Below are 19799 nucleotides of genomic sequence, written 5' to 3'. Positions count from 1 at the left end.
TTAATAAGCAAAGCGTAAACACCCATAAAACTTAAACTCCTAACATCACCTCGCTTTATTGTTAATTTAACAACAACTCACCTGTAACTTATTTCATGTTAGTGATTTAGGCTTATTTTAGTTGCTTTTAATAAAATAATACGCATGCAATAATCGCCGGCCCTATAACAAAAGTTATAGGGCTTAGGCTAAATGCACTGTGTATTTAGCTAAAAGATAATGTATTTAATTATTATAAAATCTCCTTTGGGAAACACATGAAACGTCATAATTTACTTTCTACTAGCATTAAATGTGCATTGATTACTGCTGCTGCAACAGCGAGTAATTCTGTGCTTGCACAAGATGAGCAAGCGACAAAAATTGAACGCGTTGAAGTAACGGGTTCGCGTATTTTACGTGAAGGCGCTATTGCACCGGCACCAGTAACAGTTATAAGCGGCGAGCAGCTAATTAATACTGGCGCTGTAAACATTGGTGAAGCGCTAAACAACTTACCAGCACTTGGCAATACATATTCAATGGCAAACTCAGGCCGCTTTATTGGTACTGCTGGTTTAAACATTCTTGATTTACGTAACATGGGTACCGACCGTACCTTAGTACTTGTAAACGGTAAACGCCACGTATCTAGCTCAGCGGGCTCTCAAGCTGTTGATACAAATACTATTCCGAGCGTCTGGGTTGAGCGAGTAGAAATCATTACTGGTGGTGCATCAGCTGTATACGGTGCTGATGCGGTTACAGGTGTTGTCAACTTTATTTTAAAAGACAACATTGAAGGTATGGATTTTAGCGTTACCCGTGGTTTTGCCGATTTAAACAGCTACAACAACGAAAAAGCAACGTTCTCGTACGGCTCTAATTTTGATAACGACCGTGGTAATGCCGCTTTTGCTATTGAGTACTCAGGCCAAGATTCATTAAATGCACTTGACCACCCTTGGACTAGCACATCTTTTAGCAGCTTACCTAACCAAGCCCAAACGGATGAGAACAAAAATAGTGCTGACTTTCCTGATAAAATTTTAACACCTAATGCGGGTTATTTCGCCATCAATGATGCAGGTGTTTATGCACTTGAAGATCCAAGCAAATTTATTAATAGCTTTAACCCGGATAGCAGTGCTCGTGACTTATACATAGGCAATAACGCAGATCCATATTCATGTGCAGAATGTGACTTTTTTAACCTAGGCCAATTTGAGGAAATACAACCTGAGTTTGAGCGTTACAACGTAAACTTTAAAGTTAACTACGATGTTACCGACGATTTAAACGTCTACTTTGATGCAAAATACGTAAACAGCCAAGGCGAAAGCATAGGTCAACCTGCGTTTTTCTTTTTTGACAGCGACAACAGCATTAAAATTAATAACCCTTACCTAGACCCAGATATCAAAGCGCGTATGCAAGAGGAAGGCGTTGATTCAATCATGATAAACCGCATGATGAGTGACCTTGGCCGCCGCGTTGAAAATAATACCCGTGAAACAACCCGTTTTGTTACAGGCTTAAAAGGGACTGTGTTTGAAGATTGGGAATTAGATACATCAGTTGTGTATGGTCAAACTGACTTAGAGCGCGAAAATGGCGCTAATATGATTTTAGCCAACTACTTTAATGCCCTTGATGCCGTTGAAGATGCAGATGGCAACATCGTATGTCGCAGCGCTGCTGCACAAGCTGATGGCTGTGTACCGGTTAACATTATGGGTTTTGGCGCACCATCTCAACAAGCGATTGATTACATAAATACGGTATCTGTAGGTACGTCAACTATTAAGCAAACCGTGGTTTCTGGTTCACTTGCCAATGGCGCTATTTTTGAATTACCAGCAGGTTACGTAGGTGTTGCGTTTGGTGCTGAATACCGTAAAGAAGAAAGCGAAACAAAAGAGCCAGATAACGCAGAAGGTACATTTTTTAACGCTTTAGGCGAAGATAAAGGCTCGTTTAATGTGCGTGAAGTATTTTTTGAAGCAACTATGCCTATTTTAACTGACTTACCGTTTATTCAAGATTTAGTATTTGATACCGCAGTACGTCATGCTGATTACAGCACAATTGGCGAAGCAACTAGCTGGAAACTAGGCCTTGATTGGACTGTTAACGATGAACTACGTGTGCGTGTAACGCAATCTGCAGCACTTCGTGCGCCTAACATAAGTGAAGTATTTGGTGCAGCAAGCCAAACTTTCTACAATGTAGAAGACCCGTGCCGCGCTGAAAACATAGCTAATTTATCAAATGCAGCAACACGCACTGCAAACTGTGCTGCATTAGGTGTTGCAAGTGACTTTAACTCAGGTTACGACTCAGCCTCTTTAGATGGCTTAACAAGCGGTAACCGTGATGTTAAAGGCGAAGAGTCTACAAGTACAACGGTAGGTATTGTTTATCAACCAGAGTTTTTAGAAAACGCTGTGCTTACTATAGATTACTGGGAAATTGATCTAGAAAATGCAATTGACACAATCGACGCGCAAGAAATTCTTGACCGCTGTGTTGATAGCACGACAGGTATAGACAATCAGTACTGTAATTTAATTACACGTAATGCCAGTGGTGAAATTTCGCTGATTCAAAACTCAGTGCTTAACGTAGCTGGTCAAAAGGCGTCTGGTGTTGATTTTGAACTAGGCTATGACTTTGATGCGCTTGAAGGTAGCTTTAAAACACGTTTAATTGGTACTTACCTTATTGAACGTAAAGATTACCCGTTCCAGGATGATCCTAGTTCATATATTGAGTACGCAGGTACAACCGGCGAAGCGAAATGGCAAACTAACCTATCGGTTAGCTATGCAATGGATAACTTTTATTCAACGGTTGAAACACGCTTTATCAGCGAAGTTGATTTATACACAAATGTAGAGCTTGCGAGTAACTCGAACCCAAGTAACCAAATGTCTTACGGTAAATACTTTATTACCGATATGACAGTGGGTTACAACTTCGATAGCGGCTTAGGCGTTAAAGTAGGTGTTGATAACCTATTTAATCGTAAACTTCCGTATGGTACACGCGGGACAGGCGAAAACAGCGCAAGTTACGATAACATTGGCCGCTTTGGCTACATTAACTTAAGCTACAGCTTATAATTAGTAACAACGTTTATTAATTAAGTTAAAGGCTCGCACTGCGAGCCTTTTTATACCAATGCGCTTAATTAAGTGATCTATTTTGCAAATTGGTATTACTGCACTTTATTTAATATTACTTAACCATACACTTTGATAAGGCTCTAGCTCTATAGTGAGTTGATCCTCGGTAATTGTTTCATTAGCCACTAAATCAAACCACTGCTGGGTGTTAATTAAGTTTAAATCTGCAAGGGTAAGTACTTGTGGTTTATCACTTATGTTATAAACGCAAAATATACTTTGGCGCCTGTCTATACTTTGCCGCCAAAAACCAAATAATCCCCCCGCTAAGTGCAGCGTAAATTGCGTGGCATTAGGATGAAATGCACTTTGTTTTTTTCGAATACCTAATAAATGCTTAATACCATTAAACACTTTGTGATGATGGCTATATTTATCACCTAAAGCCGATAATAGTTTTGACTCTTGCCAACGATGACGGTTAATTGCACGGTTATGCTGTGAGTTTTCAAAGCGTTCGTAATCGTTCGTTGTGCCAAGCAAGCTATGAATATAAAGCCCAGGGATCCCTTCAAGCGCAAACATAATGGCGTGTGCACACATAAATCGCTCAAGGCCAAACTTATCTTGTCCATTGTGCGTGCCTTGTAATGCATCAAAAAGTGCAATATTTAGTTCATACGGTGTGTGCGTACCATCGTTACTGGTGCGCATTGATACACGCCCACCAAATTGCATAGACGTACTCACCAATGACGCCACTTCGCTTGGTTGTAACAAGCCTTCTATTGGCCTAAGTCCAATGCCATCGTGCGAGGCAATAAAGTTAAAGTATGTGGTGCCGTTTTGCGCAGGCGGCATACTCATCATCCAATGCTTAATGGCTGTGCTATCTCCACTGAGTAATGTATGCAGTAATAAAGGCGGTAAAGCAAAGTTATAAATACTGTGGGCTTCGTTAGCGTTACCAAAGTAAGAGAGGTTTTCTTGGTTTGGTATGTTTGTTTCGGTAATTATGACAACGCTTGGCTCAGTATGCTCTATAAGGGTGCGAATAAGCCTAACAGCTTCATGCGTTTGCGGTAAATTAATGCAATTTGTATTGAGTTGTTTCCATAAAAATGCAACCGCATCTAGCCTGAACAAGCGTACGCCGTTATCTAAATAATGGCGAATAATACTTATAAACTCTTTTAAAACTTCCGGGTTACCAAAATCAAAATCAACTTGGTCGTGGCTAAACGTACACCATACATGTTTTTCGCCGCTTGGTGTGGTTACCGTATTTAATAGCGGTGACGTACGCGGGCGTACTACATTAGATAAATCATCGGTTAAACTTGCCGTTTTAAAGTAATCTTTGCCGGGGTCCAAATCGTTTAAAAAGTTTTCAAACCATACACTTCGGCTAGAGCAGTGATTAATCACTAAATCTGCCATTAGCTTTACATCTTTGGCGATATTTTTTATATCTTGCCAATCTCCTAGCGATTCATTTACTTGCACGTAGTTCATTACCGCAAAGCCTTCATCAGAGCTATACGGGTAAAATGGCAATATATGCAAAGCATTAAGCTGCATATCGCACTGCTCTTTTATAAACCGGTGCAAGGTTTTAAGCGGTGCTTCTACCGGTTTTGCAACAGCTTGATCTCCCTCATCGTGCTTAATAATAGAGTCGCCATAGGCTATTAATATAATATCTTGCTCGTCCCAGCGGTTAGTATGGGGTGTGGGGTCGCGCAGCGGGCTGTCGCCTAAAATTATAGTTATAAGCTGCTCAGCCAGCTCTGTAATACTTAAGGGCAGTTCAACATCTTTATAAATAATATGTAGATGTTGCTCTACCCGCTGTAAAAATAATTCACTTACTGTATTCACACGCGCCCCTTATTATTGTTTTATTTATTCACTAAATTCTTTATTATCAAGATCAACCGCTTCTCTTAAGCGCTCAAAAACATCTGGCATGGCCGATACAACACGGTTCCAACTTGGCACAAATGGCGCTTCCATTGGATTATCTAAAAAGTGCTGACCTGCTTCCATAACATTTTTGGCAAACATTTCTACGGCTTTTTCTTCTTGGTGCACATCTAAGGTTAAACCATTCATCAGTGCATCGTTATGATACGTTTCTATAAAGTCTAAACCAATACGGTAGTAAGTTGCTTTTAAAGAACGAATTGTTTCGCTGGTAAATGTAACCCCTTGAGTGGCTAATTTTCTAAATAGTGCCTTGGTTATATCTATCGACATTTTAGATAAACCGGCGTTTTGGTCATCAAGAGAAAGTTCCTGATGCTTATGATCGTAGTTATCAGCAATATCCACTTGGCATAAGCGATTATGCGAATAATTACGGTACATTTCACTTAGTACGCCAATTTCAAGACCCCAATCACTCGGAATACGAATATCGTTTAGCACATCACGTCTAAACGAAAACTCCCCTGCTAACGGGTATCTAAAGGTATCCATGTACTCAAGGTAGTCGGTATTGCCTAAAATAGTTTTGAACGAGCGTAATAACGGCGTTACTAATAAGCGCGATACTCGGCCATTAATTTTGCCGTTTGCAGTACGTGGGTAAAAGCCTTTACAGAATTCATAATTAAAACGCGGGTGTGCTACAGGGTAAATTAAGCGCGCTAACAAACCTCTGTCGTAAGTTAAAATATCGCAATCGTGCAGTGCTATCGACTCTACCTCTGAAGTGGCCAATTTATAACCCATGCAATACCACACGTTTCTGCCTTTACCAAGTTCACGCGGTGCAACGCCTAGCTCTTGTAATTCTTTATCAAGCGCTTGCAAACGAGGACCATCGTTCCAAAGCACTTTGTGATTTTGGTTAAGCTCTTTAAAAAAGCCTAAAGCATGGCGGTATTGTGATTCGTCTGCCATGTCTAAACCTATGGTAATTTGCGATAAATAAGGAACCTCTCTGAGTTCTTTTACAATGTTTTGCAGCGCTGGGCCTTCAAGCTCACTAAACAACGAAGGGAGTATTAATCCCATTGGACGTTGCTTACTAAAACTAATTAGCTCTTCTTCAAGCGCTTCTACCGGTCTATCGGCGATGTTATGTAAGGTTGTGATGATGCCATTTTGATAAAAATCAGCCATGTGATTTTCGCTCCTCAATAGTATTTAAAATGCTGCTAATACAAGGCAATGTGGTTATTTCTTCAATCCAACCCAGTGGAGCGGGCGATTGCGAATAACGCGCCTTGTTATGTGTTAACTTAACCGGCTTTTTACTGCTTGGGTTATGTATGATAATGGCGATATCAGCTTGCTCTAGCATCTGCTTATCGTTGTCACTATCACCTAGTGCAATTACCGTGAGAGGCTTTCTAAAATGTTGTGAAATTTGTTTAACTAACCACTGCTGTGCAGCGCTTTTATCGGTGTTTTTAGCAATATGTATAAACCGCCCGCCTATTTTTATGTCGTAGCCGAGAGCTTTAACATCGTTTACAAACGCATTAAGTAATTCATCGCTGCCGTGCCAATAAAGTGGGTCTGAAAAATCGCGTGTTTGAGCGCGCCTTGCATGCGCTTCATCAAGTCCGGTGAGAGATGATATTTGCTCGCTCGACAAATCACTAAATAACTTATAATGCGATTTATATTCGCTGCTTAAGGAGTCTAAATCACTAAGTAAGTTAGATAAGGGTGATGCAAATGCATAACACCAATACGCCCCTACTTGCGTGCAGCCAATGGGTTTAAGCTCAAAATAATCTACGGGTAAATAAGCCGCCGCGCCATTTTCAACAATAAAAGGCTGTTGAATATTAAGCTCGTTTTTAAGTTCAACCACTTCGCAAAATGTTTTACTCGTATTAAACACCACAGGAATGTGGGCTGCTTGTAAGTATTGCAGCAAGCTACTGATATTTTTAGTGTTGTAATCGGCGTGATCGAGTAACGTGCCATCTAAGTCGGTAAATATAATAGGTTGCAGCGTATCGTCGCTGGTTAAGTGCATAGCACTAATATCGCGATTACTATCAAGCTCTATAAGGGCATTAGCTTTAGCGCTTAGGGTGTTTAAGTTTTCGCGAGTAATACGCTCAAAATGAGAAATAAAGTGCACCAGTTGCTCATCACTCATGGTGCCATCGCCCTCGCCTTTAGCGGCAATAAGCTTTTGCTCTTGCTCTTGTCGCCACTTAAATACATCTTCAAAGCTCGGCGCTTTGAGCATCACCGTGTAATCTATTTTACTAAACACACTTTTGTATTCATTTGCTAGGCAACTGTTTACACAACGGCGCCACACGCCTTCTTTATCGTGCTGTGTTTCTAACTCGTTTATAGGCTCACTTAAAGAAAATAACGGTTGTGGCTCACTACCTACGCACCAACCTTCTAAAATAATAATATCAATGGGTTTATTGTTACATTGCCATGTTTGCTCGGGGCTGCAATCGTCGTGATGCTTGTCAAATTTAGGCAAAGGCACGCCAACCTCCTTTGCAAGTAACCGGCTTATGGTGGTATTCATTAACCCTACATCGTGGGTGCCAGGCACACCACGGGTGGCAAATAATGGGTGTACGTCTTTGGCAAGTCCTTGGCGGTGTGCTTTAGATAAGTAAAAATCGTCAATAGAAAGCGCGACACTGGTAAACGGCGTGTTGTTACTAAACCAAGTAACTAAAAAATCTGCGAGGGTTGTTTTTCCTGAACCTTGGCAACCATTTATGGCGACAAAAATAGGGGTGTTATTTTTTTTTGATTCTAGAATATCGTGTGCAAGCGGGATAAAAAATTGCTCACTAAGGTACTGATACTTTAAAGGCAATTGGTGCTTTGCTAAAAATGGGGTTATATCCACAATACTGGCCTCTGACATAGTAACTCCTTATATTATGAAGTAACAAATGCAGGTACTAGACCACTATTATTTTTATTTAATTATTAGTAACTTACAAAAATAGCGCAATTAGTATGCGCTATTTTGGTGCGTAAATTTTACATACAGTGCAAAATTAATCAGTTTCTGGCTCGGCTTTTGGTAATACTAAGTTAAGCACAATACCTAAAATGGCGCACAAGCTAACGCCTTCTAAGCTAAATTGGCTACCCCCAATGTGCATACCGCCAATACCGCATACTAATATAAGTGCCACAATACTTAAATTACGGGGTGCAGTTAAGTCATCCCCAGATTTAACCAACGTATTTAAGCCCACTACCGCAATTGAGCCAAATAACAAAATCATTATGCCGCCCATCACAGGTACAGGAATTGTTTGTAAACCAGCGCCCATTTTTGCCACAAAGGCCAGTACCACAGCAATTATGGCAGTCCACATCATTACTTTAGGGTTAAAGTTTTTGGTCAGCATCACTGCGCCAGTTACTTCAGAGTAAGTAGTGTTTGGCGGACCACCAAATAAAGAGGCAGCGGCAGTGGCTAAGCCATCACCAAATAAGGTGCGATGTAAGCCTGGTTTTTTTAAAAAGTCTTTATTGGTTACTTGGCTAATAGCCATCATATCGCCAATATGCTCAATAGCAGGTGCAATGGCAACAGGCACCATAAAGAGAATGGCTTGCCACTTAAATTCGGGCCATGTGAAGTTTGGTACAGCCAACCAGCTCGCTTCATTTACGCTACCAAATTCAACCACACCCATTACCAGTGATAAAACATAACCCGATATAACACCCGCTAATATAGGGATCAGCTTATATACACCTTTGCCCCACACAGCAAAAATAAGTGTTACAACAAGAGAAAACAGCGAAATAATAATGGCTTTATCGTAAGCAATAAGTTCAATACTGCCGTCGCCACTTTTACCCATTGCCATATTTACCGCAACCGGTGCAAGGGCTAAACCAATCACCATAATAACGGGGCCGACGACCACAGGCGGCAAAATTTTATGAAGTATTGCCACCCCTTTAAATTTAACCAATAGCGCTAACAGCATATAAGCACAGCCCGCTGCCATTAACCCCCCCATGGTGGCTGGTACGCCCCACATTTGTACTGAGGCAATAATAGGCGCAATAAACGCAAATGATGACGCTAAAAATATAGGCACCTTGCCTTTCGTCACTACCTGAAATAATAAAGTACCTATACCCGCTGTAAACAAAGCGACACTTGGGTCAAGCCCCGTTAATAAAGGCACTAACACTAACGCACCAAATGCTACAAACAACATTTGGGCGCCGGTTAAAATGGTTTTTATAGAAAATGTAGAATTATTTTGCACTGTTAAACCTTAGTAAACCGTACCGAAAATTTTGTCACCTGCATCGCCAAGCCCTGGGATAATGTAACCCTTTTCATTTAAATGGCTATCAACTGAGGCAGTAAAAATCTCAATATCAGGGTGAGCGGCTAATGTTTTTTCAACACCCTCAGGTGCAGCAACCAGTACAATTACTTTAATGTCTTTACAGCCGGCTTTTTTAAGCATATCGATAGTAGCAATCATAGAGCCGCCAGTTGCAAGCATTGGGTCTATAACTAAGCTTAAACGCTCATCAATATTGCCTACTAACTTTTCAAAGTAAGGTACTGGCTCAAGCGTTTCTTCGTTACGCTCAAGGCCCACTACACTTACCTTAGCCGCTGGGAGTAATGACATTACGCCATCCATCATGCCAAGGCCCGCGCGTAAAATAGGCACAACAGTAATTTTTTTGCCTTTAATGTGCTCTACTTTTAATTTGTTGCCGTCCCAGCCAGTAATTTCGTTATCTTCTAACTGTAGGTTTTTAGTTGCTTCGTAGGTTAATAAAGTACCTACCTCAGAGCATAATTCACGAAAGCTTTTAGTACTTATACCGTGAGCGCGCATTAAGCCTAATTTGTGTTGAACTAGAGGGTGTGAAATTACGTGAATTGACATGATAAAAACCTACTGATACAAGAATTGTCGGTATTTTATATTAAAAAAGGTCATTTGACCTGCAATTTTAAATAAGTTTTCATAGATCGTGCCAAAATGCATTGATTTGCTTGATATTTATGCAAGCGACACACTACTTTATGTTTATAAATTGTTATCTGATAACGTTAAATTTACTTGCGCCATCATGTAGCTATTTATTTTAAAATGAGTTGGGCTCCAGCCCGCTAAAAAACGATAAAAATCGGCCCAAGCTAATGGCCATAATGCATGCCACTTTGCAATCACGTCATCGGCATTTATTTGCGGTTGATACACTAAAAGCGCATTTTTTAATTGGCTAAAATAGTAACTTAAATACTCATCGGCGCAGGAATGTAACTGCTCGTCGCTTAAGCAGCTGGTCATAAAATACATTACATCGCAAATCCCTACCCCAGCCCCTACATACTGAAAGTCATAAGCGAGTATTTCACTTTGTTCGTTTGCAGCAAAATTGGCAAGCTTAGCATCGCCATGTATCAAGGTTTTGTAGGGTGATGCTTGCAGTGTTTTATCAATTTTATGAGCCGCATTTTTAATATCGGACTTTTCGTCAGCGCTTTGTTTTAACTTATTAAACTCATCTGGCCGTGTGCTCAAATGCCAATAGTTCCCTTGTTGCCATAAGCCCTTTGCGGGCTTATTTAAATTAAAGGCATGAAAAGATGCTAACCAGTTTAGTATTGCCTTTATATGCTGGGAGCTTGCTTGAGCAAAACCATATTGAGTAAAGTTTTTAAATACTAACGCATAATCGTCACCATCATTAATTGCATTAATATAGGTAATACTTTTAGCGCTTGTCGGTAAGTACGCGCTGTATAACCTATAAAAATTATATTCAACTTTATAAGACTGCTGCTTTCTCTTTAATGCAAATTCGCTTTGCTTAATTTTTGGATGGTTTATGTAGCGTGGTATTTTAATCGCTTTGATAACACATGGCTCGGCATCAAGCCTGCACTCGACAATACTGCCACACCCGCTCCAAAGCGAGGTTAGCGTATCGCCCATTTCAATGTGTTTAAAATGAGGCTGTAAAAGAGGAAGATAAAATGCCATAGCTATATTAAGTCATTAAGTTTTTTATAGTTTAACATTAGAAGGTATTTTTAATAAAACGATAGCATCCATAAGCCTCTTTCTTTTTAAAGTGACACCCACCTTAATTTCTACAAAGTGAATTACAAAAAGTTAAAGTTAACTAATGAATTTATGTTTTTTAACTGTCCAAAAATAATTTGAGTTTTAAAATAGAGGTATTACTAAATAAAGCTCAAATGCCAGCCACAAAAAAACCTACATTATGTAGTTGGAGTGCTCAAAAAGTGATTTGGCTCTAAGCGAATAACTTTGCGCAGTTACTGATATTAGCTCGCCGCTTTCGGTTTAAGTTTTCGCAATACCCTTCTTGTGAGGCTGGCCTGCCCACTGCACCATGAAATATGCGCGTAAATTGTGTGGTGAGTTTTAACCAGTTTTCTGATGATATATTAAGCCTTTCTAACAAAGGAAGGGTCATATTATCTATATACCCGTGCTTATCCTCTCGCATTACTCGCCCTGTTAGCTCAACAAGTTCAAGGTACGATTTAAGCTCAAACGGCAGCCCTTTAGACATAATTTGACGTGGCAAACCTGCAAAGCGAAGTAGTTGTTTCGGCTGCTTGCCTTCTTTTGCGCATATTAAGCGTACTTGAGCGCTGGTATGGTCTGACTCTTCTGGCGTGTTAGCCATCTTGGCTCTAATGGGGTTTAAATCTACATAGGCCATACACGCTGCAATTGCGGCTTCATCAAGTAAAGCTTGCGATTTGAACCTACCCTCCCAGAACCTCCCTGTGCAATTATCTTCTTTATTTGCTCTTCGCGCTATATCTTCATTTAACAGGCGCATAAACCAGCTAATACTTGCTAAACGTTCTCGGTATTGTTTTACCGTTTGATTGAAAAAGATGAGTTCAACTTTACTTAGCTTCTCGCCTTGTATGTATTTTTGCGTTAGCAATGTGCCTTTACAGAGTTTATGCCAGCGAATAACAATCGCTTTATCATTCAGCCTATTTGCTTTTTTATCATCTACATACAATACTAAATGGGTATGATTGCTCATTACGGCATAAGCGCACACATCAATACAAAATACCTTAGCTAATTCACCCAGCTTATCTTCAACCCATCCTCGTCGATGCTCGTAAGATTGACCAGTGAAACGGTCTTCGCCACATAAAAATGCACGACGAACACACCGTGAAATACAGTGATAGTATTTTGTATCAACCAAACTTACTTGTCGCTTTCTTGCAATTGCCATAAGACACTCTGCCTGTTTTTTGCACTAAACAAAAGCTAGCCTCTAATTGCGTTAAGTGCAAAATTTAAGATGGGTGTCTTGTTTATTTGTACCCACCAAGCTCTTGTTTATCGATAACTTATGACAATGGCTCTGAAAATACGGAGTTTAAAAAAGTAGAAGCCATTTTGAAAAATAAATCTTATTTTTGTGAGCCTTATCACAGTTGGGAAAAAGGTGCTGTAGAGCAAATAAATGGGTTAATTAGAAGGTATTATCCGAAGAAAACAAACTTTAGCAAAGTAAGCCATCAGCAATTAAAAAAGGTAGAGGAGCAACTAAATAATCGCCCTAGAAAATGTTTAGGATTTAAAACACCAAATGAAGTCTATAATGAACTAGGTGGTGCACTTCCAATTAGAATCTAGGTTTCGTTAAGTGCAAAATTTAAGATGGGTGTCTTGTTTATTTGTTTCTTACCGTTTGATTGAAAAAGATGAGTTTAACTTTACTTAGCTTCTCGCCTTGTATGTATTTTTGCGTTAACAATGTGCCTTTACAGAGTTTATGCCAGCGAATAACAATCGCTTTATCATTCAGCCTATTTGCTTTTTTATCATCTACATACAGTACTAAATGGGTATGATTGCTCATTACGGCATAAGCGCACACATCAATACAAAATACCTTAGCTAATTCACCCAGCTTATCTTCAACCCATCCTCGTCGATGCTCGTAAGATTGACCAGTGAAACGGTCTTCGCCACATAAAAATGCACGACGAACACACCGTGAAATACAGTGATAGTATTTTGTATCAACCAAACTTACTTGTCGCTTTCTTGCAATTGCCATAAGACACTATGCTTATTTTTTGCACTAAATAAAAGCTAGCCTTTAATTGCGTTAAGTGCAAAATTTAGGATGGGTGTCTTGTTTATTCTATTATTGCGTGTATACGAAAGCTGGTAGTGATCATACATTCTATGTTGAGGGATGGTGTCATGTGGGATCCTAAAATGGTTTAAATTAGGAATTGACACTATAGTCACTTGTTAAGTGTCTTTCCGACCGACAAAGCTACTTATTGCCATTCCCAAAACACTTAGTGCCATTGTAAACATAAGACCTAAAAACCACTTGTTTTGGTCATAGATCCTGTCAATTTCTGATTTTGTTTGGAGTAATTCTGTACGGAGGGACTCCTTAGCATTGTCTAAGTCTTTTCTTAGAATTGGTATTGCCAGTGCTTTTTCAGGGTTTAACGTTAATGCAGATTCAAGTGCTGCTAATTTCACGTCTATTTTTGATACACTCTCAGAGACTTTACTTACTTCTATTTTCCATTCACTACCTTCGGGAAGGCTTGTTAATGTATTGAGACTTATGTCGATTGTTTTAATATCAGATTTTAACTTAGTAAGTTGCTTGCTTTGAGCCTTAATGGTTTCTTCAGCTATAACTAATTTTTCCGATAGCTCTGCTCGTGTATAAGTTGTTTTTTGATCGAAAAAAATTCCAGATGATAAAGAGACTGTAACTCCTACAGCTACTGCTGAAATAACACCTGCAATAGTTGAAGTGAATTTTTGGACTTTTTCCGTCTTTTTACGCAAGTTTTCAATTTGTTCTTCACGCTCAGTATTCGCCATTCTTTCTTGCATCTGAATTCCTTATCATCGTGACACTTTACGCCCTAATAATGGGCAAAAAATTGTTTGCTAAAATGTTGAGGAACGAAAACAGCAAACTGTTTTTTGTCCTTATTTATTAGCTTGTTATGCTTTGGTACCAACCAAACGCTTCCATTTTCATTTTAACTTCCATTCCTTGAATATCTAAATTCATACACGCCAAAACCTCAGCTGCAGTAACCCAAATAGACATTTTGGGGTTGTTAGTAACAAGGTCGTGTCTTGTTACCTTCTTCCCTTTAAATTCTGTTTCATCTATTACACCATGGCCGGCCCATGCAACAAATGATTTTAATTGGTGTTTATCTAAATTTGAAATGTAGTCAGGAAAATTGAAATTCACATTTTCAATTTTATGGGCTAACTGATTTCGTAAACCTGCTAGTTTAGTTAAGAAGTTAGCCTGATCTTTGTATATAGCATCCATTTTTTCAAGGAGCACAATTTTCCCATTTCGGGGATTGGCTTGTTCTAAAAATGCTAATTCAGATTCAACTTCTGGAGCTCTAAACCTAACGGATAATAAATGTGTTGAGGCAGCTTCAAATAAAGCACTTATTTTAATAACAAATGACCAGTCATCTTCCTTTATTAACCCTTCGTAAAAACCGCTAGGTAAACCAAGTCGTGATTCAAAATCTGAAACATCTTTAAATATATCACTCAACTTTAACTATACTCCCACAGCTGAATTTTGAGAAAAGCCTAACAGTTTTATCAGAGGACACTTTCCTCTTTTTATGAGCAATGCCATGTCCCCTTAATTGTTTTTTCATATTAATAACAAATCATGTAACACATTGCCAGCTTTAAACTTTAAGTCAGGCTGCTCTTTTAATAATATGCAGAAAAGAGGAAAACTTCCTCATTTCTTGACTTAGGAGGAATAACGCTAACACTGTATGTAAATACAGTTAACTGAGGTTTAAAATGAAAACTAAATCCCCTTTTCTTAATAGTATTATCAACTATATGTATAGCCATCACTATGCTAAAAAATCTATTGAAACTTATGTATTTTGGATTACTGCCTATATCCATTTTCATAATAAGCGGCACCCTACCAGTATGGGCAATAATGAAGTTGAAATATTTTTAAATCACTTAACAGTCACTAAAAAGGTGGCAGAGAGAACACAAGCAACCGCTTTAAATGCACTTGCTTTTTATATAAACATATTATCAAGAATGAGCTTTCATTAGATTTAAATTTCGAAAAGTAACCGCCAACAGAAACTTCCTGTCGTACTTACACAAACTGAGGTATCACTATTTTTTAGAAATATAAATAAACGACATTATTTGATAGGCAAGCCTGCTATATGGAAGTGGTTTACGGCTGATGGAACTAGTAAAAATAAGAGTTCATGATATTGATTTCGACTATAAAAACATACGCATTTGGAACGGCAAGGGTAATAAAAATCGTATTGTGACACTTGCTGAAGAATTAATACCAATGCTAAGAAATCAAATAATTCAAGTTGATAAATATTTACAGTTAGATTTAAAAAATGATACGTACGCCGGTGTATGGATGCCTCATCGACTTAGTAAAAAATACCCAAGCGCTAATAACTCTTAACAATGGCAGTTTCTGTTCCCATCGCATAAATTAAGTACGGACCCTGAAACAGGAGTAATAAGACGTCAGCACTTAAATCATTCAGGGGTAAGAAAGGCAGTTAAACTGTCTTCGACAAAAGCACATATAAATAAACACGTTACCCCACATACTTTGCGCCACTCATTTGCTACAAAGCGGGGCTGATATACGCACAGTACAAACACAACTAGGTCACAGTGATTTACGTACAACACAAATAATACCCGCTGTATTGAATTAGTGAGCAATTATAGCGATAGATAAATAGCTCAATAACAAGGCAAAAACTTGGTTATATAGTTTATCTATATGAGAAGTTTTTAACGCCGTTAATGAGTTATTTAGACCGCTAAAATGTTCAACGTTTTAATTCAGTGGGTATCCTACCCATGTATTACAACAAGGTGCCAACGGAGTTATCAGCCCTTTTTCAAGATTATAAGTGTCTCTTTTAAACCTCTGCACATACATACTCGCTTACAAATCAATACCGCTATCTATCTCTACTTTATAAAACACATAAAAAAGCCCCGCTTGGTTTTAAACAAACGAGGCTCCACACTAATTTTTTAATCAAGAATAAAAGCGCCGATACAGCGGGCGCTTTGCATCATTGAATTTTATTGATTAACTACACTTTTAAGTGGGTTAACTGGTTGAGCGTTGTCATCAAGTAAGTTCATGTCAAAGTCGAACTCATCAACACGAATCGCTTTTTCACGCTTTTTGTTGTAATCAATTAGTTGCGCATGTTCATCCGCAGTAATTACATTTGCTGCTAATGCGTTATCTAGCGTAATGGCAAAACGTGTACCTGGTTTAATCTTTTTAGCGCGCAGCGCTTTTTTAACTTTGGCCAGTTCAACAAGTGATGCCATTTTAGCTTTATAAGCTTGCTCGTTAATGTGATGACCGTCACCTTCTACAGGCTTAACTAAATGCGTAATTTGCGCTTTAAATGCGGTATCAAGCTGTGCTTGTTTTGCTAATTCACGAATTAAGTCGTCGCTAATTTTTGGCATTTTAGTTGAGTAGTTCATTGTTACAAAACGAATAAACTTACGAGTACCACTTGCAGGGAAGTTATCTAAAAACTTATGCAGTGCTTCTTCAGCGCTTTGCAGTGCAAAACGTGTCGCGTAGTGGAAGTACGGCGCTGCTTGTTCGCGCTCGCTGCTTGCTACTTTTTGCTCGTAATACTTAATTGATGCCATTGCCGCGTATAAAAAGCTCATTACATCGCCTAAACGTGCTGATAGCATTTCAGCCTGCTTTAACTTACCGCCAAGTACGAGTAACGAGAAGTCGGCATACACCGCTAATTTTGCAGATAGTTTATGTACGGCTTTTTCGTATTCACGTACTTCTGGTAATGCAGAGTTTGCACTTGCAGTAAATGGTAAAACACCTAAACGGAACGCTCGTAAACTATTTGCTGTGCTGTAACCTATTGTTTTACGTAAAATGCCGTTAAACTCTTTATCTGCACCTTTATCTTCACTATGGATTGATTCAACCATAGATTGTAAATAAGGGTGACAACGCATAACACCTTGACCAAAAATCATCAGGTTACGTGTAAGAATGTTCGCGCCTTCTACTGTAATTGCAATAGGCTGTGCTACGTAACCGCTTGCAAGGGTATTTTGTGGGCCATTTTGAATCGCTTTACCCGCTTGAATATCCATTGCAGAATCTAATACGTCGCGGCCAAGCTCGGTCATGTGGTATTTAGCTATTGCTGTAACAACCGATGGTTTTAAGCCCATGCCTAGGCCTTCAGTTGTCAGTACGCGCATTGCTTCTTGAAGGTATGTTTTACCTGCAATGTCTGCTAGTTTTTCTTGAATACCTTCAAATTGACCAATTGCTAAACCAAACTGCTCACGCACTGCTGCGTATTCAGATGCTGATTTAAACGCCACTTGTGATGTACTTACACCTAGTGCAGGTAATGAAATACCACGTCCTGCGCCTAAACAGCTAACCAGCATTTGCCACCCACGACCGATGTTTTTCTGGCCGCCAATAATAAAGTCCATTGGTACAAATACTTTGTTACCACGTGTAGTACCGTTATAAAAACGAATACCCATTGGGTCATGGCGGTTCCCAAGCTCTACACCTGGGTGATCTTTAGGAATAAGCGCACAGGTAATACCTAAGTTTTCTTTGCCGCCTAGTAAACCTTCTGGATCCACTACCTTAAATGCTAAACCAAGTACCGTAGCGATTGGTGCCAGTGTGATGTAACGCTTATCCCATGTGATCTCAAGGCCAAGTACTTCTTCGCCGTTGTACATGCCCTTAGTTACAGTACCAATATCTGGAATGCCACCTGCATCAGAGCCCGCCTCTGGGCTTGTTAGCGCAAAACATGGAATATCTCTGCCGTTTGCTAAACGCGGTAAGTAATGCGCTTGCTGCTCTTGTGTACCAAAGTGCAGTAATAATTCACCTGGGCCTAAAGAGTTAGGAACCATAACAGTTACCGCTACTGCTGAGCTTTTTGTCGCAATAGTTGCCACAATAGTCGAGTTTGCATAAGGGCTAAACTCTAAACCGCCAAACGATTTAGGAATGATAAGCGAGAAGAAACGCTCTTTTTTCAAAAATTCTAATATGTCATCTGGTAAGTGAATACCGTTTTGAATAACTGAATCGTCAATCATGCCTAGTAGCTCTTGTACTGGGCCATCTAAGAATGCTTGCTCGTCTGCACTTAGGGTAGCAGCCGGCACATCGCGTAGTGCGCTAAAATCTGGCTTGCCTTGATAGATAGACCCTTCTAGCCACACATCACCCGCGTCTAGCGCTTCTTGTTCAGTGATTGAAATACTTGGTAATACTTTTTTTAATTTTGTACGTAAACTCATGATTGAACTCATCCGACCAGATAAATAATACCTACATTACGTCATAAAAATCAGTTTAGATCAATTACTCTATTCAATTAATTAACAGTTTTTTCAATTTATTTTCTTTACGGTGACGTAAACTGTTGAAACTAAAAGGCTTACACTTGTGCGCTGAAATACCTCTATTTGGCAACAATTAATCCCCATACTCATAAAAAGCTATTTTTTAGGCATAAAAAAACGCAGCCACTTGGGCTGCGTTTTTAAAATAAGGTGGGCAACGTTAACTACTTATTTGCACAACGTGTTTGCCTGTAAAGCCACCCGCTATTTGGTTATTTAAGGCAGCACTGACTGAGTCAGCAGTAAAGTCAACCGCAGTGATTGCCGGTGTTTTAATATCGCCCGATAGCGCGCCTTCAAGCAATAAATTACCCATAAAACTTAAGCGTTGCTGTGCACATAAACTATTGGCAAGCCACGCACCACCAATAGACACCACACTAATATTAGGCGCTCGGTGGTACATTAAATCTTGATCAAAATGAGGCAGCGAGTTTAAACACGCGATACGCCCGCAAAAGCGCATTAATTCAATATTTCTAAGCGTTGATTCACCGCCCATGGTATCAATTACAGCATCAAACCCTTGCGGGCCAAGCTCGCGGCGAATTTTGTCGCGTAACTTTTTGTCGTTATAATCAAATACCACATCGGCACCTAGCTGCTTTACCAGCTTGTGATTACGCTTTGAAGCGGTGGTAAATACATCGGCACCGCGTTGTTTAGCATATTGAATGGCAAACTGCCCTACCGCACCAGAGCCACCTTCGATTAGGATTTGGTCGCCCTCCGTAATGGCAATTTTATCTAAGCTAATAAGGGCGGCCATACCAGCGCACGGTAACGTAGCAGCCTTTGCAGGGCACAGCCCATCGGGCACAACCGATACAGCAAAGTTAGGCACCGTGGTGTATTCACTCAGTACCCCTTGCTCGCCAATATTGGCATGCCACATTACTCGTTCGCCAACCCCAGGAAACACACCTTTGTTAGCTTTAACTACCACACCAACGGCGTCTAGGCCTAAAATATGAGGGTATTGCCACTTACAAAATCCCGTTTTAGCAAAATAGGCATCAGCAGGATTAAGGCCTACATACTCAAGCTTTACCAACAATTCGTTGTCGGCGCACTCGGGTATATCAACCTCAACATCTTGCAAGCGTATTTGCTCATCTGGTTGTGATAAAACAATAGCGCGCATTGTTTGTAAGGGGCTGCCTTGATGTGATAATTCAGTATTGCTCATTCA

13 protein-coding genes and 2 pseudogenes are annotated in these 19799 nt (G+C 39.7%); 3 read left to right on the top strand and 12 right to left on the bottom strand.

All coding sequences use genetic code 11. From position 1 onward, the window contains the following. Positions 1–257: 257 nt before the first annotated feature. The gene (locus MTF68_RS05885; protein ID WP_248461967.1) at positions 258–3104 is read left to right on the top strand and encodes a TonB-dependent receptor; all 2847 of its coding nucleotides are present in this window, start codon (positions 258–260) and stop codon (positions 3102–3104) included. Positions 3105–3209: 105 nt separating this feature from the next. On the opposite strand, the gene MTF68_RS05880 is transcribed toward MTF68_RS05885, so the two are convergent. The 7 genes from MTF68_RS05880 to MTF68_RS05850 all read right to left on the bottom strand — a co-directional run bounded on the left by MTF68_RS05880 (position 3210) and on the right by MTF68_RS05850 (position 12347). Further along, positions 3210–4988, bottom strand: a complete 1779-nt coding sequence (locus MTF68_RS05880) for a sugar phosphorylase (protein WP_004586493.1) — start codon at positions 4986–4988, stop codon at positions 3210–3212. Positions 4989–5012: 24 nt separating this feature from the next. Beyond that, positions 5013–6236, bottom strand: coding sequence for a glycosyl transferase (locus MTF68_RS05875; RefSeq protein ID WP_248461966.1), 1224 nt, complete (start codon positions 6234–6236; stop codon positions 5013–5015). Further along, positions 6229–7974, bottom strand: a complete 1746-nt coding sequence (locus MTF68_RS05870; protein ID WP_248461965.1) for an HAD-IIB family hydrolase — start codon at positions 7972–7974, stop codon at positions 6229–6231. Before MTF68_RS05870 ends, MTF68_RS05875 begins: the two co-directional genes overlap by 8 nt. Positions 7975–8110: 136 nt before the next feature. Then, positions 8111–9349, bottom strand: a complete 1239-nt coding sequence (locus MTF68_RS05865) for a uracil-xanthine permease family protein (protein WP_248461964.1) — start codon at positions 9347–9349, stop codon at positions 8111–8113. A gap of 9 nt (positions 9350–9358) precedes the next feature. Further along, the gene (gene upp / locus MTF68_RS05860) at positions 9359–9991 is read right to left on the bottom strand and encodes a uracil phosphoribosyltransferase (RefSeq protein WP_004586497.1); all 633 of its coding nucleotides are present in this window, start codon (positions 9989–9991) and stop codon (positions 9359–9361) included. 144 nt (positions 9992–10135) lie between these two features. Continuing rightward, positions 10136–11095 carry an ecdysteroid 22-kinase family protein gene (locus MTF68_RS05855; protein ID WP_248461963.1) on the bottom strand — a complete coding sequence of 320 codons (960 nt, stop codon included), beginning with the start codon at positions 11093–11095 and terminating at the stop codon, positions 10136–10138. Positions 11096–11372: 277 nt separating this feature from the next. Then, positions 11373–12347 (bottom strand): transposase, encoded by a 975-nt coding sequence (locus tag MTF68_RS05850; RefSeq protein ID WP_248461962.1) that lies wholly within the window; start codon positions 12345–12347, stop codon positions 11373–11375. Between the two features lie 86 nt (positions 12348–12433). On the opposite strand from MTF68_RS05850, the gene MTF68_RS05845 reads away from it, so the two are divergent. Then, positions 12434–12754 (top strand): IS30 family transposase, encoded by a 321-nt coding sequence (locus MTF68_RS05845; protein ID WP_248461961.1) that lies wholly within the window; start codon positions 12434–12436, stop codon positions 12752–12754. Positions 12755–12800: 46 nt separating this feature from the next. On the opposite strand, the pseudogene MTF68_RS05840 reads toward MTF68_RS05845, so the two are convergent. The 3 genes and pseudogenes from MTF68_RS05840 to MTF68_RS05830 all read right to left on the bottom strand — a co-directional run. Then, positions 12801–13181: pseudogene (locus MTF68_RS05840) on the bottom strand (transposase); the annotation flags it as partial. Between the two features lie 200 nt (positions 13182–13381). Continuing rightward, on the bottom strand, positions 13382–13990 hold the full coding sequence (locus MTF68_RS05835; protein ID WP_248461960.1) for a hypothetical protein: 609 nt from the start codon (positions 13988–13990) through the stop codon (positions 13382–13384). 106 nt (positions 13991–14096) lie between these two features. Continuing rightward, on the bottom strand, positions 14097–14687 hold the full coding sequence (locus MTF68_RS05830; RefSeq protein WP_248461959.1) for a hypothetical protein: 591 nt from the start codon (positions 14685–14687) through the stop codon (positions 14097–14099). A 263-nt stretch (positions 14688–14950) separates the two neighbouring features. Between MTF68_RS05830 and MTF68_RS05825 the strand changes: the two are divergent. Next, positions 14951–15867, top strand: a pseudogene (locus MTF68_RS05825) (integron integrase). Between the two features lie 379 nt (positions 15868–16246). On the opposite strand, the gene MTF68_RS05820 reads toward MTF68_RS05825, so the two are convergent. Both MTF68_RS05820 and MTF68_RS05815 read right to left on the bottom strand, forming a co-directional pair. Next, positions 16247–18502, bottom strand: coding sequence for an acyl-CoA dehydrogenase (locus tag MTF68_RS05820; protein WP_029771965.1), 2256 nt, complete (start codon positions 18500–18502; stop codon positions 16247–16249). Between the two features lie 265 nt (positions 18503–18767). After that, a complete protein-coding gene (locus tag MTF68_RS05815; RefSeq protein WP_248461958.1) occupies positions 18768–19796 on the bottom strand; it encodes a zinc-binding dehydrogenase in 1029 nt (342 codons plus the stop codon). Between the last annotated feature and the right edge of the window lie 3 nt (positions 19797–19799).

This window comes from Pseudoalteromonas sp. 2CM37A (genome assembly GCF_023161885.1).
Lineage (GTDB): Bacteria > Pseudomonadota > Gammaproteobacteria > Enterobacterales > Alteromonadaceae > Pseudoalteromonas > Pseudoalteromonas atlantica.
This window is presented reverse-complemented; position numbering and strand designations above follow the sequence as displayed.